Source organism: Celeribacter marinus (assembly GCF_001308265.1).
In the GTDB taxonomy this organism is placed as follows: Bacteria; Pseudomonadota; Alphaproteobacteria; order Rhodobacterales; family Rhodobacteraceae; genus Celeribacter; species Celeribacter marinus.
The window spans coordinates 1,238,628-1,253,865 of record NZ_CP012023.1; the positions used below are offsets into that span (position 1 = coordinate 1,238,628).

Here is a 15,238-nt window from a genome sequence, read left to right on the forward strand (position 1 = left end):
GAGAACGACATGACTGACAAGACTATCCTCAAGGCGCTCAAAGGCGAGACACAAGCCGTTCCCCCCATCTGGATGATGCGCCAAGCAGGCCGTTACCTACCTGAATACAAAGCCACACGCGCCCAAGCGGGTGACTTTTTGTCGCTCTGCTACAATCCCGATCTGGCCGCCGAAGTGACGCTTCAGCCGATCCGCCGTTTTGGCTTCGATGCCGCCATCCTGTTTGCGGATATTTTGTTGTTGCCGCAGGCCTTGGGCGCCGATCTGTGGTTTGTCACCGGCGAAGGACCACGCCTGTCTACCATCACAAGTGACGCTGATTTTGCACCGATGAAGGGCAAGGACGACATCCACGACACATTGGCACCTGTCTATGAGACCGTGAAAATCCTGTCACGTGAGCTGCCCAAAGAGACGACATTGATCGGCTTTGCAGGTGCGCCGTGGACCGTTGCCACCTACATGATCGCAGGGCGCGGCACACCGGACCAAGGCCCCGCACATGCGCTGCGCGAGGGCAACACCGCGTTGTTCGAAAAGATCATCGACCTACTGACCATCAGCACCATCGAGTACCTCGACATGCAGATCAAAGCAGGCGCCGAAGTCGTCAAAATCTTTGACAGTTGGGCCGGCTCGCTCAAGGGCGAAGCGTTTGAAAAATATGCCGTCGAACCCGCGCGCATCATCACCACCGAATTGAAAAAACGCCACCCCGGCATTCCGATCATCGGGTTCCCGCGCGAAGCGGGCGATGGCTACATCGGGTTCCACGCCAAAACCGGCGTCGATTGTGTGGCCCTCGACAACTCCGTCTCACCCGAATGGGCCGCGGCAAACGTACAAAAAGACGGCTGCGTTCAGGGCAACCTCAAGTCGTCGCATATGGTTACTGGCGGTCAGGATTTGATCGATGAGGTGCGCCACATCCGCGAAACGTTCGCCAACGGGCCGCACATCTTTAACCTCGGGCACGGGATCACACCTGATGCTGATCCTGACAACGTGTCGCTGATGATCGAAACGCTCCGCGAGAACGCCTAATGTTGATCCGTGACGCCGTTCAATCCGACCTGCCCGCCGTTGCAGCTATCCATGTCGCCAGTTGGCGTATGGCCTATCGCGAGTTGCTGTCAGACGACTACCTTGGCCAACCCGTGGCGGACGATCTCAACGGCAAATGGGTCGGTATGGACATCCCCGCCGAGGACATTTTACTTGTGGCGACCGACGACAACGCGGTGACGGGCTTCATCTATGTCAAAGGCGGCAAGCAGCCCGCCTATATCAACAACTTGCACGTTGATCCCACCCGCAAACGCGCAGGGATCGGTGCCGCTTTGATGAAGGCCGCCGCACAAACCCTGATCGCACGCGGCCACAATAGCGCCTACTTGACCGTTATCACAGACAACGCCGCAGCCGTGGATTTCTACCGCAAACTGGGCGGCGCGTTCGGGCCAAAACAAGACGAATTGCTCTACGGCGAACCCGTCCAAACCTACCCTGTCCATTGGGATGATTTACGCGAGTTGGCTGATTAGACCCACTTGGCCATAGGCGGCAAGCTCATGAGCACCGCGTTGGCATCATGGCCTGTCTCTAGTCCGAATTTTGTTCCACGGTCATAAACGAGGTTGTATTCGGCGTAGAGGCCACGGTGCACAAGCTGTTGATCCTTGTCGGCATCGGTCCATGGCGTATTGCGCCGCTTGTTCGTAGGCGCAAGGAAGGCGGGCAGAAACGCGCGCCCGACATCTTGCGTAAACGCAAAATCGTTCTCCCAATCGCCCGTGTTGTGGTCGTCGTAGAAAATACCGCCAACACCACGCGCGCGGCCACGGTGCGGCACGTAAAAATACTCATCCGCCCACTCTTTGTAGCGCGGGTAGTAGCTGGCATCGTGACGATCACAGTGCTCTTTTTGCACTGCGTGGAATGCCGCCGTATCATCGGCATATTCAATGCAGGGATTCAAATCCGAACCCCCACCAAACCACCACGCATGTGGGGTCCAAAACATCCGCGTGTTCATATGGACGGCTGGCGTGTGCGGGTTTTGCATATGTGCGACTAGAGATATCCCTGCGGCCCAAAACCGTGGGTCATCCTTCATGCCGTCAATCCCCTTACGGGCAGCCATCGCCATTTGTGCGCGCTCCCCAAGCACACCGTAAACCGTCGACACGTTGACCCCAACTTTCTCGAATACACGCCCGCCACGCATAACAGACATCAATCCACCGCCTGCATCTGAGCCGTCATCTGAGGCGCGCGTGGTTTCAGTCACCTCAAAGCGACCTGCGGGCAGGTGCGAGAAGGACCCCTCTGATTGCGTATCTTCGACGTTCTGGAACGCGGCGACGATGTCATCGCGCAAGGACCGGAACCATGCGGAGGCACGCGCTTTTTCATCGTTCATATCAGGTTGGGGCTGTTGGGTCATACTGGCGTCCTTCGTCGTGCGAATAGTGTGTTGCGCAGACCTAGCAGGAATGCGCCGATCCTGCCAAGCCCACTTCCCCTGCGGCCAAAAGGCGCTATGCTCAAACCACTGATCACGAAGAGTTTCTTATGGAGTTCCCTATGCGTTGGTTTTTGCCTTTGGCCGTTTTGCCGTTTCTTGCGGCGTGTTCCGAACAGCAAATGTGCATCTCTAGTGCAACAAAAGACCTGCGTGTGGTGCGCGGATTTGTGACCGAAACAGAGGGGAATTTGCGCCGTGGCTATGCGCTGATCGAAGTGGACGTCATCGACTTTGAAACGCGGTCGTGCGGCACAAAACAAGATGGATCAACGAAATATTGTCGCGTCCCCGTGCGCGACACTGAACTTAGGCCTAAGGCAATCGATCTCGACGCAGAGGCGGCAAAATTAGCCTCACTTAAACGCAAGGAAGCACAACTGGCCGCTGCCGCAGAACAACAAATTGCCGCTTGCAAAGTTGCTTACCCCGACGGCTAAGTGTCTAGTGAGTTGGGGCCTGAACGGAATCCAAAAGTGTGCGACCCCCATCTACGTCCAACACCTGCCCCGTAACAAACCCCGAGCCTTCAGAGGCGAGATACTGCACCGTTTCGGCCACGTCAGACGCGGGCGCGACACGCGCCAAAGGTGTCCCAAGCAAAATTTCATCACGGTAGTCAGGGTTCTCGGACAAAACATCACTCAAACTGGCGCTCAGGACAGAACCAAATGCCACAGCATTCACGCGAATGCGGCACGGTGCGAGCGCAACAGCCATAGAGCGCGTCATTTGCTCCACAGCGGCACTTGAGATCGAAAAGGCGAGCATTTCAGGTTGCGTGCGGCGCGCAGCAACCGATGAGAGATTGACGATAGATCCGAGCATACCCTCGGTCCGCTCCTCTTTTTCACCACACTTGATCATCCATTTTGCGACTTGCTGTGTTAGTCGCAGCGCCGTCAAAAGGTTTTGTTCCAACAGCGCCTCAACGTTATCATCATCTGCCGATAAAGGGTCACTTTGCGCCACTTGCCGTGACGCGTTCACCAAAATGTCGACACCGTCAAACGCATCCACTGTCGCCGAAAGGAGGTTCGCAATCGTTAGTTTTTGACGCAGATCGCCCGCAAAATAGGCAACCTTTGCGCCCTCACGTTCGGCTGCTTCGCCAACTTCGGCGATCAATCCCTCTTCGTCCATGTCGGCAAACATGACGTTTGCGCCTTGGGCCTCGAAATGCCGTGCGATCGCGAGACCAACACCATTTGCAGCGCCGGTAATGATGGCTGTTTTACCAGCAATCGAAAAGCTCATGACATCATCCCTGATTCTGTTCGCGCCAACTTACGAGGTTCACGCACGTGTGCGAAGAGGCCTCTTAGCGTAAAGCACTTTGAAGCCGCCCGTATCCGCGATCTTTTCCACATGCATAAACCGCTCAGACAAGGCCGCCTCGTAGGGAAGTTGCCGATTGGCGACCAACCATAACTCGCCATGCGGCGCCAAAAGACGCGCAGCAGCTGCGATAAACGCTTGTCCCAACGCCGGATCAGCGGCCCGCGTGGTGTGAAACGGCGGGTTCATAACAATGGCGTCAAACCGCACCTTAGCATCAAACTGTGTAGCATCAGCCCAATGAAACGTGGCACGCGGATCGACAACATTGACTTTAGCACACTCAAACGCAGCGTGTTCGGCCTCGACCACATGAAGCACTTTTACGCCATCCCGTGCCAGAATATGACGCGAAAGATACCCCCAGCCCGCACCTAGATCGGCGATTTTTGACGGTAGTTTTTGTGGCAGTGTGGCAATCAGTAGCTCGGACGCCTTGTCGATCCGGTCCGCAGAAAAAACACCCAAACGTGTTTCGAACCCGTCCACTGACGCGAGCGGGCCGACATCGGCCCAATCGGAAAAGTCGCCACCCTCAAATGCAATCGCTTTGCCATGGGATTTTGAAACCACACGCACAGCCTCACCGCGTTTTTTAAGATCGCGTGCAATACTATCTATACCGTCAGTCTTTTGACCATCAACAATCACCACCTGCGCACGGCTCGCGGCGTCGGCAATAAGAGCGCGGGCCTCCAGTTTGGAGCGCGGCACAGCCACGATTGCGACATCAAAAAGTCCCTCCGGCGCGACCCGAACATCGAACCCTGCATCGCAAAACGCATCATGATCGGGTTTGAACCCCTGAACGATTTGCACAGACGCAGGGTCAAACATCGACAGATCGGCGCCAATGCGGGGTCTATAGACCACCACGCGATCAGGCGTTCCATCAAGGAGTAAAGAGATGCGAGACGATATCATTACAAATGGCGCGGCGGGGGCCGCGCTCTAATCCTTTTCCATCGTGCATTGCAGCGGATGCTGATGCCGCTGGGCAAAGTCCATAACCTGACTCACTTTTGTCTCCGCAATCTCGTGCGGGAACACTCCGACCACTGCCAGTCCCTTTTTATGGACCGTCAACATGATCTCGGTTGCTTGTGAGTGACCAATTGCAAAGAAACGCTCCAGCACAAGGATGACAAACTCCATGGGGGTATAGTCGTCATTGAGCAGCATCACCTTGTAGAGTGGGGGGCGCTTTGTCTTGGGTTTGGTTTTGGTCGCAAGAGAGGTATCGCCGCCATCATCGAAGCGGTCGTCATCGTCGGACATCATGTGAGGCGAGAGGATCACTCTGGCGTCTCCGGATTGCGCAATACTAAACGTCGTGCTGTTAGCCGCTGTATATAGCCTCTTTCTCGCATCATTAAAGGGGGTTATCCACTCAGGGTAAAAGGGAGATGTAAATGAGCGCCAAAATTTCGACAATCGCCTTCGATGCGGACGACACGCTATGGGAAAATGAACAATTTTTTCGCATAACGCAGGAACGATTTTGCGAACTTCTGGCCGATTACACGCACGCCGATCATCTCGCTGAACGCTTGCTTGCGGCGGAGCGGCGCAACCTTGGTGGGTATGGATTTGGGATTAAGGGATTCGTCTTATCCATGATCGAGACAGCGATCGAAGTGACCGACGAGAGGGTGCCTGCCAAAGTGATCAAAGAATTGATCGAGGCAGGACAAGACATGCTATCGCATCCAATTCACCTGCTTGAGGGCGTCGAAGAGACCGTGCGCGCGCTCGCGGCGGATCATGAAATCATCATGGTGACCAAGGGCGATCTACTCGACCAAGAACGCAAACTTGCGCAATCAGGTTTAGGCGATTTATTTGATGCGGTTGAGATCGTATCCGCAAAAACACCACCTGTGTACGCGGATATATTCGACCGGCATGGCGTCACACCAGAGCGCGCCGTGATGGTGGGCAATTCGATGAAGTCGGATGTTCTGCCACCGATAGAGGTCGGCGCTTGGGGGATCTACATCCCGCATTCCATCACATGGACCATCGAACACGCCGAAGCTCCGGAAGGGCACCCCCGCTATAAACACCTCGAAGCCCTCGCGGATCTCCCCGCTTTTGTTGGGTCAATCTCACGGTGATTGAGATGTGATTCTCGCGTTCATTTGGGTGGCCACATGTGGCAAAAGTTTCGACCAAGCGAGCTATGCACCGTATTTAGAGGTCCATTGAAATCTCGCCACCATATGTGGCGTTGCATCAATACCATCGCCTAAAGCCTTATAAAATTGACTGTTTTCACGTTTCAAAGCCTGTGCTAGCGTCTTTTGTATAAGCTGGGCGAAATGATCCGGCACATACGAGGCAGAGTTATGATGTTGAGCAACGTGCAAGCGTGGGTACTCCCGCGTGCCGTGATCGGGCGTATTTTCCCAATTCTTTTAATCGCTCTCGCGATGCTAGTCGGCATCTCGGCCAAAGTTATGGCCGCTGAATATGCCGCATTGGTGATGGACGCACGCAACGGAAAAATCCTGCATTCGAGCAATGCCGACACGCGCCTACATCCGGCGTCCCTCACCAAAATGATGACGCTCTACATCGCGTTTGAAGCTGTTGAGAATGGTGAGATCGGCCTCGACACCCTTGTCACCATCTCCAAAAACGCCGCAGCAGAGCCGCCTTCTAAACTGGGGCTGAAGTCCGGCCAGAAAATAAAACTACGCTATCTCATCCGCGCCGCCGCCGTAAAATCCGCAAATGATGCCGCCACAGCAATTGGTGAAGCGATCGAAGGATCGGAAGCCGCATTCGCACGCCGCATGAACCGCACAGCCAAAGAACTCGGCATGTCGCGCACCACGTTCAAAAATGCCCACGGCCTCACGGCGAGCGGACACCTGTCCACAGCGCGCGATATGTCCGTCCTTGGACGCCACGTGTTCTACGACTACCCAGACTACTACAATATCTTTTCACGCACGACTGCCGATGCGGGCGTACGCACTGTGTCCCACACCAACAGCCGTTTTCTCAACAGCTATGCCGGCGCGGACGGAATCAAAACGGGGTACACATCTGCTGCCGGTTTTAACCTTGTCGCCTCGGCGGAACGCGGCGGCGAGCGCATCATTACGACCGTATTTGGCGGGCGCTCTACCGCGACACGCAATGCGCGCGTCACCGAGTTGATGGATTTAGGGTTCCAGCGCGCGCCCAACCGTGTCGCAGTTGTCAAACCCAAACGCCCCCCCTACTTGGGCAAAGCCGCTGGCAGCGCCGTTATGGTCGCAGGCACGCAAGACGCGCCGAGCGTGGCCTCCAAAATCATTCGCGTCACAATCAACGTCACGCAAAGCCCAATCCCCAAACCGCGCCCGATGCGCACCTTGGCACCCGAAGACGAAACCATGTTGTTGTCGATGTCGAATGACATTTTCAATGCCGTCACACAGGCGCAACACGATGAACAGGTTCTGGCCCTCGCCGAGGCCGCGACATCACAGGCCACGCAAGTGCTTGAACAAGTCGAAAAAGTCGCACAGCTAGACGCGCCCCTTGAGCCCTCTCCGATTAAAACTGCTCCCGCTGGCCTGTCCGACATAACCCCTAAGCCGCGCCCCGTCTCGCTTCAGCTGACCAACGTGACGCCCACCGCGGCGGTTATGCCGGCACGCGCGTTGGTGGCTCAGTCTGGCCCGGAAATCGTGACACGCATCTCTACCTCAGGATCGCGCCATTGGGGCGTCAACATCGGCACCTACGGCTCTGAATACGAGGCGCGCAAAGTCTTGCTCAAGACAGCATTGACAGAACTCGACATGCTCGATGGTGCCCTGCGCAAAGTCGTAAAATCAAAGCGCGGCTATCAGGCAAATTTCCTTGGCCTGACCGAAGACCTCGCGGGTATGACCTGTCGTCGCCTCGCAGCACGCGGCGTTGATTGCGATCCGATTGGCCCGACCTAAGCAGAACACACGACACCACAATCACCACCAGATGGGCGTGGGCGTTTAGACGCCTGCGCCCTCTTCAACTGTAAGATCAAACGCGGCGGCAACAAGCGCCTTGGTGTAGGGGTGTTGTGGCGCGTCAAAAATCGCATCCGCTTCGCCTGCCTCCACAACACCGCCACGCTTCATCACCATCACTTTATGGCTAAGCGCACGTACCACCCGCAGGTCGTGTGAGATAAACAGGTAGGCAAGTTTGTGTTTGACCTGAAGATCGCGCAACAAATCCACAATCTGCACCTGTACCGTCATATCAAGCGCCGAAGTTGGCTCGTCCAGAACCACCAAACGCGGGCGCAAAATCATCGCACGCGCAATCGCCACCCGTTGGCGTTGCCCGCCCGAAAACTCGTGGGGGTAGCGGTGGCGCGTGTCAGGATCGAGGCCGACCTCGTGCATAATCTCGATCACCGCTTCCTCTTTGGACGCATGATCGCCCAAGCCGTGCACACCCAAACCCTCAGCAATAATTTGCGCAATGGTCATGCGTGGCGACAGCGACCCGTAGGGATCTTGGAACACGATCTGCATATCAGCGCGTAAACCCCGCAGAGCACGGTTGTTCCACCCTTGTACGTCTTGCCCCATCACAACCACGGGGCCTTGTGAGGAAATCAGCCGCATCATTGCGAGCGCCAAGGTGGTTTTGCCCGATCCGGATTCGCCAACAACACCCACCGTCTCGCCCTCGCGCACGGAAAATGTCGCGGCATTCACCGCCTTCACATAGCCCGCTGTGCGCCGTAAAAATCCGCGCTGTATAGGAAACCAAATGCGCAGGTCTGTGGTCTCGGCCACAACCTTGGCATTTTGGGGCACAGGGATGGGACGCCCCGTTGCCTCGGCCTCCAACAACAGCTTGGTATAAGGGTGGCTAGGCGCATCGAATATCTCCGCCGTTTTACCCGCCTCCACGATCTCACCGTCTTTCATCACGCAAACACGATCAGCAAATTTGCGCACGATGTTGAGGTCATGGGTGATGAACAACATCGACATGCCCTCATCGCGTTTAATGTCCATCAACAGGTCAAGGATTTGCGCCTGAATAGTAACGTCCAACGCCGTGGTCGGCTCATCCGCGATCAACAGTTTCGGCGCATTCGCTAGCGCCATTGCGATCATAACGCGCTGACGTTGCCCGCCGGACAATTGGTGTGGATAGGCGCCCAAACGTTCCTCGGCATTGTGAATGCCCACACGGTCCAGAAGGTACAAAATGCGTTCGCGGGCCTTCGCGCCTGTCACACCTTGATGGACGAGCAGAATCTCGGCGAGTTGTTTCTCGATCGTATGCAGCGGATTGAGCGAGGTCATCGGCTCTTGGAAGATAAAGCTGACATCATTGCCGCGAATTTTGCGCAGCACGTTTTCGCTGGCACCGGCCAGTTCCCGACCCTCATAAAGGATCGATCCGCCGATGACAGCGTTGTCGGACAGCAGGTTCACCGACGACAATGCAGTGACGGATTTGCCCGAACCACTCTCGCCGACCAAGGCAACGACCTCGCCCTTTTCAACACGGAACGACACGCCTTTGACCGCCTCGACAAGACCGCCGTCCTGTTTGAACGACACACGCAAATCTGTGAACTCAAGAAGGCTCATTGAAAGGTCTTTCTCGGATCAAAGGCATCGCGCACCCCCTCGAAAACAAAGACGAGGAGCGACAACATAATGGCGTAGGTGAAAAACGCGGTGAACCCGAGCCACGGCGCTTGCAGGTTTTGTTTGGCCTGTAGCGTTAACTCCCCCAGTGACGGATAGGACGATGGCAACCCGAAGCCAAGAAAATCGAGCGAGGCAAGCGTGCCGATGGTCCCCGTCACAATGAACGGCAATAGCGTCAGCGTGGCGACCATCGCATTGGGCAACATGTGGCGGAACATGATGGTCCAGTTGCCAACGCCGAGTGCCCGCGCCGCACGGATGTATTCGAAATTACGCGCGCGCAAAAACTCAGCCCGCACAACACCAACCAAGGCGGGCCACCCGAACAGGATGGTCACAAAGACAAGGAGCCAGAAACTTCGCCCCAATATGGCAAACAGGATGATGATGACATAGAGCGAGGGCATGGAGCCCCAGATTTCCAACACACGTTGAAACACAATGTCGGTGCGCCCGCCAAAGAACCCTTGGATTGCGCCCGCGACGATGCCGATGGTCGAGGCGACAACGGTCACGATCAGCGTGAACAGGATCGACAGGCGAAACCCGTAGATCACCCGCGCGACCACATCGCGTTTGGTGTCATCGGTGCCGAGCCAGTTTTGCGTGGTCGGCGGCGATGGGGCCGCCCCGGGTCCTTCGACTTGGGTATTGAACGAGTAGCGGATCGGCGGCCACAATAGCCACCCTTTCTCGATCACATCGCCATTTACGGTACCGTCTTCAGCATCCGCGATAATGGCGTCTGGATCGTCAAAACACTCAACCAACCCGCCCGAAACGATCAGGCATTCCACCTCGGGATAGCGGTAGACTGCCTCGGTCGCGAAATCGCCGCCGAATGCGGTTTCGGGGTAAAAGTTGAAAATCGGCGTATAGTAACTGCCGCGATAATTCACGATGATCGGTTTGTCGTTGGCAAGAAATTCCGCAAACAACGACAACACAAACAGGAACGAGAAAATCCAGAGCGACCATAGCGCACGGCGGTTTGCCTTGAAATTGCGCCACCGGCGTTGATTGAGAGGGGACAGGCGCATTTCAGCTCTCCCGCTTTTCAAAGTCGATACGCGGATCGACAAAGACATACATCAGGTCGGACACGATATTGATCAACAATCCGATCAGGCCAAAGAAAAACAGCGTGCCAAAGATCACGGGATAGTCGCGTTGCAAGGCCGCCTGAAACCCCATCCGCCCCAAACCGTCAAGCGAGAACAGGGTTTCGATAATCACCGAGCCCCCAAAGAACACCGACAAAAACAGACCCGGAAATCCCGCGATCACGATCAACATCGCATTGCGAAACACATGCCCGTAAAGGACACGGCTTTCGGTGAGGCCCTTGGCCTTGGCCGTCACCACGTATTGTTTGCGAATTTCATCGAGAAACGAGTTTTTGGTGAGCAGGGTCAACGTGGCGAAGGACGAAATGAGCGAGGCCAGAACCGGCAATGTGATGTGCCATAGGTAGTCGCCCACCTTGCCCAAGTCGCTCAATTCATCAAAGTTCGAGGATGTAAGGCCGCGCAACGGGAAAATCTGCCAATACGAGCCGCCCGCAAATAGCACGAGCAGCATAATTGCAAACAAAAATCCGGGGATTGCATAGGCGACGATGATGATCGCAGACGTCCATGTGTCGAAAGATGACCCATCTCGCACCGCCTTGCGGATGCCCAGAGGAATAGAGATCATGTAGGAAATCAACGTAGCCCAAAGGCCGAGCGTAATCGACACGGGCAACTTGTCCCAGACCAGTTCCAACACGCCTTGGCTTCTAAAATAGCTCTCGCCAAAATCGAATTGCATGTAGTTCCACATCATCGACAAGAACCGCTCAAGCGGCGGTTTATCAAGGCCGAACTGGCGCTCTAAATCCGCAATGAACTCGGGCGGAAGGCCCCGAGCGCCGATGTAATCGGACTCCGCACTCGCGGCTTCAAGCTGTACCTCGACATCGCCGGAGCCGCCCGAAATGCTCTCGAACACATCGCCCTCGCCACGCATCTCGGCAAGCACCTGTTCCACCGGCCCGCCGGGAACAAACTGTGTCAGGGCAAAATTGATAATCATAATTCCGAGCAAAGTCGGAATGATCAGCAACAAACGCCGAAGGATATAGGCTCCCATGTGGGTCGCTCTCCTGCTCGATACCTCTTTGGGCGTTACTTGATGGCCCCTGCCGCTTTCAATTGCGCGGCTTTATCGGCGTTATACCACCAGTAATCCAGATAGCCTAGATCATAGGGCGCCATCTGGCTTTCTGGCGGGTGCTCATACATGTCGTAATAGGCGACCCAATGCTTATCGAGATACCATGTCGGAACAACAAAATAGTCGTAGCGGAACAGGCGATCGACGGCTTTGAGGGCTGAGGACATATCCTCATAAGTATCGGCCTCAACCACCTGCGCAATCAAAATGTCGGCGGCCTCACTGGCGTAGCCCGCAGGGTTGAACACATCATCCACGCCCTCGGAGCCGTATTTTTGCGCAAGCCCAACACCCTCCTCAAAACCACTCGTGTAGCCCCCAAAAATAATGTCGTAATCAAAGCTTTGGGTACGTGCCTGATAGGCGTTGGTATCCACACGGCTGTAAACGGCGTCCACACCCAGCGCGACGAGGTTCTCGACATAGGGGATCAAAATCCGGTCAAACGATGGCGTATTTTCCAAAATCTCGATCTTGAGAACTTGGTCATTTTCATCACGCAATTTACCGTCGGACCCGGGTGTGTATCCCGTGGCTTCCATCAACATAAGTGCCTGACGCATATTTTTACGATCCAAAGACCGCGCTCCTGACACGTGCGGCAACGCGGCCTCTTGTGTGAACACCTCGTCAGGAACAAGGCCGCGTACGGCCTCTAAATACGCTAGCTCCTTGCCTTGGGGCACACCCACTGCCTTGAGAGCATCGGTATCCCAAAAACTTTCGCGCTGTGCAAACAGTCCGTATTGCAACGTCTCGTTGGTCCACGTGAAGTTATACATCAGCCCCAGCGCGCGGCGCACATTGCGGTCTTGTAGCTTTTCTTGGCGCAGGTTGAATACGAACCCAGTCGCATTGGGAAGGCTCCCATCCGGCAACTCGGCCTTTATGACTGCGCCACTCTCAAGCGCAGGAAAATCATACCCTGTGGCCCAATTGAGCGACGAGTTCTCTTGGCGGAATGTAATCTCACCCGACTTGAACGCCTCGAACGCGCCAATGGTGTCACCAAAGTACTCAATGCGGATCGTGTCAAAATTTTCGGTGCCTTTTCTGAGCCAGAGATCGCGCCCCCAATAGTCGGGATTGCGCGTATATTCGACCCATTGCCCCGCCTCGAAATCGCCATGCGCATAGGCGCCTGTCCCCGGAGAGACATCAAACCGTTTCTCGTCGATTTTTGCGCCCGTCTCATCGAACCATGCCTTTTGCATCACAAGCGTCGAACCGGCTTGCGAGATAAGCCCGTTGCGGGGCGCGTCAGGCTGAAACTCAAACCGGACGGTATAATCGTCAAGCGCCTCAACCCCCGCAATCATATTGCCCACACCCGTGCGCCACGACAACGTCCCTTCCGCCATAAACTTCTCATGCGTGAACACCACATCTGCGGACGTCATGGGCGTGCCATCGGAAAACGTCACATCGCGGCGCAGATTGAAGATTACCCAATCTTCGCTCTCTGGGTATTCAATCGTCTCGCACAACAAACAGTAAGAGGCAGATAGCGCCTCGTCGGATACGCCCGTCATGAGACGCTCATAGGGAATCGATGAATTTGCTGCGGGTGTGCCCGAACGGGTCGAATAGGGATTGAGACTATCAAAATCTCCAACCGTCCCCAGAACGATTTTACCGCCCTTTGGTGCATCAGGGTTCACATAGGCCAGATGATCGACGGGCGCGCTATACTTCGCCTCATCCCAGTCCGAAAACCATGTCGCCGTTATCGTGTCTGTATCTTGCGCATGCGCGGCACTTGAGGAGACAACAATGCTTGCTGCGGTGAAAAGGGCGAGGCGAAAATGGGCGGCGGCCATGTGAAAGCTCCAGTCATTTGGGGCGACAGTGTGTTTGAACGTGATGCTATCAAACTGACCTGAAATTGCACGACTTCCAATGGGTAATTGGAGCAACTGTGATGAACCTGTGATCATGGCGTGATCGACGCACGAAAAAGCCCCCGTAGCACGCAGCTACGGGGGCTAGAAACACAGTCGAAAAGACGTTTTTAGTTCAACGTCTGAAGATAGGCGACGAGATCGGCGCGATCTGTGGCTTTGCTCAAGCCCGCAAACGACATCTTTGTGCCCGGCGCGTAATCTTTTGGTGCCTCAAGGAAGCCATTCAAGTGATCAGGCGTCCACGCACCATCCAAGCTGGCCAAAGCGTCCGAGAAGCCATAATCGGCCACGGATGCGATGTCGCGATCAACAACACCGTCGAGGTGTGGACCAGTGCCGTTGGAACCGTCCACTTTGTGGCAGGCTTTGCACTTGTTGAAAACTTTTTCGCCTTTGCCAACGTCAGCAGAGGCCAGAAGAACGTCAAATGAAACTTCAACGACCTCTTCTACTTCGGCTGGCTCACTATCACCGGTATCGATGATATAGGCTTGGGCGTGCTCGCCGTCATGACTTGCGCCACCGGAATGATAGATCGCATCAGCGCCCCAATTGGCGAAGAGAAAGATCAAGAGCGTGCCGCAGATAGCGCCGACGGTCTTAGTAAGGGTCATAGTGTTGAACATGTCGCGGTCCGTTTTGGTGCATGGGTTGCGCCGTATCTACCCGTTTCCAACGGTGCATTTCAAGGTATAAGACCTGCGACCTATCGACATTCCGCAAAAACTTGATTGAAAAGAGACGAAAATGACAAAACGCATCGCCTTTCAAGGGGAACTTGGCGCTTATTCCCATCAGGCTTGCGTCGAAACTCGCCCCGATTTTGATCCCCTACCCTGCCCAACCTTTGAGGACGCCCTAGAAGCGGTGCGCTCGGGAGACGCCGATTTGGGAATGATTGCAGTCGAAAATTCAACCTATGGCCGCGTACAAGACGTCTATCACCTATTGCCGAAAGCCGGATTGCACATCATCGACGAGACGTTCGTACGCGTGCATGTCAACCTTTTGGGCCTTCCGGGGGCCGAACTATCAGACATCACACATGCTCACGGTCATCCTGTGATTTTACCTCAATGCGGAAAGTTTTTGCGCGATCACAGCATCAAGGGCGTGACCAGTTCCGACAATGCCCGCGCTGCACGAGATGTGGCTGGTGGCGGTGACAAAACCCAAGCGGCTCTTGCGTCTGAATTGGCGGCAAAGCTGTACGGGCTTGAGGTGATCGCGCCCAAAATCGAAGATCACAAACTGAACACAACGCGATTCTTGGTGATGTCGCGCGACGCCGACACCTCGCGTAGGTCCAACAAAATGGTTACTGCGTTCATGTTTCGGGTGCGTAACATTCCGGCGGCTCTCTACAAGGCAATGGGCGGATTCGCCACAAATGGCGTCAACATGACAAAGCTGGAAAGCTACATGGTCGACGGCAATTTTTCCGCCACCCAGTTTTATGCCGACATCGAAGGCCACCCCGACGATGCCAACGTGCGCCTTGCTTTGGACGAATTAAGCTATTTCACCGAAATGGTCGAGATACTGGGCGTTTATCCCGCCGATCCGCGCCGTAAATAACCACAATGGGCGGTCAC

Annotated in this window: 15 protein-coding genes; 6 read left to right on the top strand and 9 right to left on the bottom strand. The window is 55.3% G+C overall.

The annotated features are described in order from the left end of the window. The first annotated feature begins 9 nt into the window (after positions 1-9). Both hemE and IMCC12053_RS06040 read left to right on the top strand, forming a co-directional pair. The gene (gene hemE / locus IMCC12053_RS06035; RefSeq protein WP_062216726.1) at positions 10-1,044 is read left to right on the top strand and encodes a uroporphyrinogen decarboxylase; all 1,035 of its coding nucleotides are present in this window, start codon (positions 10-12) and stop codon (positions 1,042-1,044) included. Further along, a complete protein-coding gene (locus IMCC12053_RS06040; RefSeq protein WP_062216730.1) occupies positions 1,044-1,544 on the top strand; it encodes a GNAT family N-acetyltransferase in 501 nt (166 codons plus the stop codon). Before hemE ends, IMCC12053_RS06040 begins: the two co-directional genes overlap by 1 nt. Here the strand turns inward: IMCC12053_RS06040 and hemF are convergent. Then, positions 1,541-2,446, bottom strand: coding sequence for an oxygen-dependent coproporphyrinogen oxidase (gene hemF / locus IMCC12053_RS06045; RefSeq protein WP_062216733.1), 906 nt, complete (start codon positions 2,444-2,446; stop codon positions 1,541-1,543). The two genes, IMCC12053_RS06040 and hemF, sit on opposite strands and share 4 nt — an antisense overlap. Before the next feature lie 140 nt (positions 2,447-2,586). Here hemF and IMCC12053_RS06050 point away from each other — a divergent pair, with 140 nt between their 5' ends. Further along, positions 2,587-2,964 carry a hypothetical protein gene (locus IMCC12053_RS06050; RefSeq protein WP_062216736.1) on the top strand — a complete coding sequence of 126 codons (378 nt, stop codon included), beginning with the start codon at positions 2,587-2,589 and terminating at the stop codon, positions 2,962-2,964. A 4-nt stretch (positions 2,965-2,968) separates the two neighbouring features. Here IMCC12053_RS06050 and IMCC12053_RS06055 read toward each other — a convergent pair whose 3' ends face one another. The 3 genes from IMCC12053_RS06055 to clpS form a co-directional block, all read right to left on the bottom strand. Further along, complete coding sequence (locus IMCC12053_RS06055) at positions 2,969-3,781, bottom strand: SDR family NAD(P)-dependent oxidoreductase (RefSeq protein WP_062216738.1); 813 nt, start codon at positions 3,779-3,781, stop codon at positions 2,969-2,971. Positions 3,782-3,820: 39 nt separating this feature from the next. Further along, the gene (locus IMCC12053_RS06060) at positions 3,821-4,735 is read right to left on the bottom strand and encodes a class I SAM-dependent methyltransferase (RefSeq protein WP_335337325.1); all 915 of its coding nucleotides are present in this window, start codon (positions 4,733-4,735) and stop codon (positions 3,821-3,823) included. Positions 4,736-4,813: 78 nt separating this feature from the next. Beyond that, on the bottom strand, positions 4,814-5,140 hold the full coding sequence (clpS, locus tag IMCC12053_RS06065; protein WP_143089972.1) for an ATP-dependent Clp protease adapter ClpS: 327 nt from the start codon (positions 5,138-5,140) through the stop codon (positions 4,814-4,816). 134 nt (positions 5,141-5,274) lie between these two features. Between clpS and IMCC12053_RS06070 the strand changes: the two genes are divergently transcribed. Beyond that, a complete protein-coding gene (locus IMCC12053_RS06070; protein ID WP_062216749.1) occupies positions 5,275-5,979 on the top strand; it encodes an HAD family hydrolase in 705 nt (234 codons plus the stop codon). Positions 5,980-6,213: 234 nt separating this feature from the next. Then, entirely contained in the window at positions 6,214-7,806 is a 1,593-nt protein-coding gene (locus IMCC12053_RS06075) for a D-alanyl-D-alanine carboxypeptidase family protein (protein WP_062220975.1), read from the top strand. Between the two features lie 45 nt (positions 7,807-7,851). On the opposite strand, the gene IMCC12053_RS06080 is transcribed toward IMCC12053_RS06075, so the two are convergent. The 5 genes from IMCC12053_RS06080 to IMCC12053_RS06100 all read right to left on the bottom strand — a co-directional run bounded on the left by IMCC12053_RS06080 (position 7,852) and on the right by IMCC12053_RS06100 (position 14,269). Continuing rightward, complete coding sequence (locus IMCC12053_RS06080; protein WP_062216752.1) at positions 7,852-9,459, bottom strand: ABC transporter ATP-binding protein; 1,608 nt, start codon at positions 9,457-9,459, stop codon at positions 7,852-7,854. Next, positions 9,456-10,562, bottom strand: a complete 1,107-nt coding sequence (locus IMCC12053_RS06085; protein WP_062216754.1) for an ABC transporter permease — start codon at positions 10,560-10,562, stop codon at positions 9,456-9,458. The genes IMCC12053_RS06080 and IMCC12053_RS06085 overlap by 4 nt, the downstream gene beginning before the upstream one ends. A 1-nt stretch (position 10,563) precedes the next feature. After that, entirely contained in the window at positions 10,564-11,655 is a 1,092-nt protein-coding gene (locus IMCC12053_RS06090; protein WP_062216756.1) for a microcin C ABC transporter permease YejB, read from the bottom strand. A 35-nt stretch (positions 11,656-11,690) separates the two neighbouring features. Then, positions 11,691-13,676 carry an extracellular solute-binding protein gene (locus tag IMCC12053_RS06095; protein WP_236852553.1) on the bottom strand — a complete coding sequence of 662 codons (1,986 nt, stop codon included), beginning with the start codon at positions 13,674-13,676 and terminating at the stop codon, positions 11,691-11,693. A gap of 74 nt (positions 13,677-13,750) precedes the next feature. Next, on the bottom strand, positions 13,751-14,269 hold the full coding sequence (locus IMCC12053_RS06100) for a c-type cytochrome (RefSeq protein WP_062216761.1): 519 nt from the start codon (positions 14,267-14,269) through the stop codon (positions 13,751-13,753). A gap of 121 nt (positions 14,270-14,390) precedes the next feature. Here IMCC12053_RS06100 and IMCC12053_RS06105 point away from each other — a divergent pair, with 121 nt between their 5' ends. Continuing rightward, positions 14,391-15,221 carry a prephenate dehydratase gene (locus tag IMCC12053_RS06105; RefSeq protein ID WP_062216764.1) on the top strand — a complete coding sequence of 277 codons (831 nt, stop codon included), beginning with the start codon at positions 14,391-14,393 and terminating at the stop codon, positions 15,219-15,221. Positions 15,222-15,238 lie beyond the last annotated feature (17 nt).

Excerpts from the sequence above, each read along its gene's own strand:
- clpS (WP_143089972.1), bottom strand. The coding sequence starts at position 5,140 with ATGTCCGACGATGACGACCGCTTCGATGATGGCGGCGATACCTCTCTT.
- IMCC12053_RS06085 (WP_062216754.1), bottom strand. The coding sequence starts at position 10,562 with ATGCGCCTGTCCCCTCTCAATCAACGCCGGTGGCGCAATTTCAAGGCA.
- IMCC12053_RS06095 (WP_236852553.1), bottom strand. The coding sequence starts at position 13,676 with ATGATCACAGGTTCATCACAGTTGCTCCAATTACCCATTGGAAGTCGT.
- IMCC12053_RS06075 (WP_062220975.1), top strand. The coding sequence starts at position 6,214 with ATGTTGAGCAACGTGCAAGCGTGGGTACTCCCGCGTGCCGTGATCGGG.
- hemE (WP_062216726.1), top strand. The coding sequence starts at position 10 with ATGACTGACAAGACTATCCTCAAGGCGCTCAAAGGCGAGACACAAGCC.
- IMCC12053_RS06100 (WP_062216761.1), bottom strand. The coding sequence starts at position 14,269 with ATGTTCAACACTATGACCCTTACTAAGACCGTCGGCGCTATCTGCGGC.
- hemF (WP_062216733.1), bottom strand. The coding sequence starts at position 2,446 with ATGACCCAACAGCCCCAACCTGATATGAACGATGAAAAAGCGCGTGCC.
- IMCC12053_RS06090 (WP_062216756.1), bottom strand. The coding sequence starts at position 11,655 with ATGGGAGCCTATATCCTTCGGCGTTTGTTGCTGATCATTCCGACTTTG.
- IMCC12053_RS06040 (WP_062216730.1), top strand. The coding sequence starts at position 1,044 with ATGTTGATCCGTGACGCCGTTCAATCCGACCTGCCCGCCGTTGCAGCT.
- IMCC12053_RS06080 (WP_062216752.1), bottom strand. The coding sequence starts at position 9,459 with ATGAGCCTTCTTGAGTTCACAGATTTGCGTGTGTCGTTCAAACAGGAC.
- IMCC12053_RS06105 (WP_062216764.1), top strand. The coding sequence starts at position 14,391 with ATGACAAAACGCATCGCCTTTCAAGGGGAACTTGGCGCTTATTCCCAT.
- IMCC12053_RS06050 (WP_062216736.1), top strand. The coding sequence starts at position 2,587 with ATGCGTTGGTTTTTGCCTTTGGCCGTTTTGCCGTTTCTTGCGGCGTGT.
- IMCC12053_RS06055 (WP_062216738.1), bottom strand. The coding sequence starts at position 3,781 with ATGAGCTTTTCGATTGCTGGTAAAACAGCCATCATTACCGGCGCTGCA.
- IMCC12053_RS06070 (WP_062216749.1), top strand. The coding sequence starts at position 5,275 with ATGAGCGCCAAAATTTCGACAATCGCCTTCGATGCGGACGACACGCTA.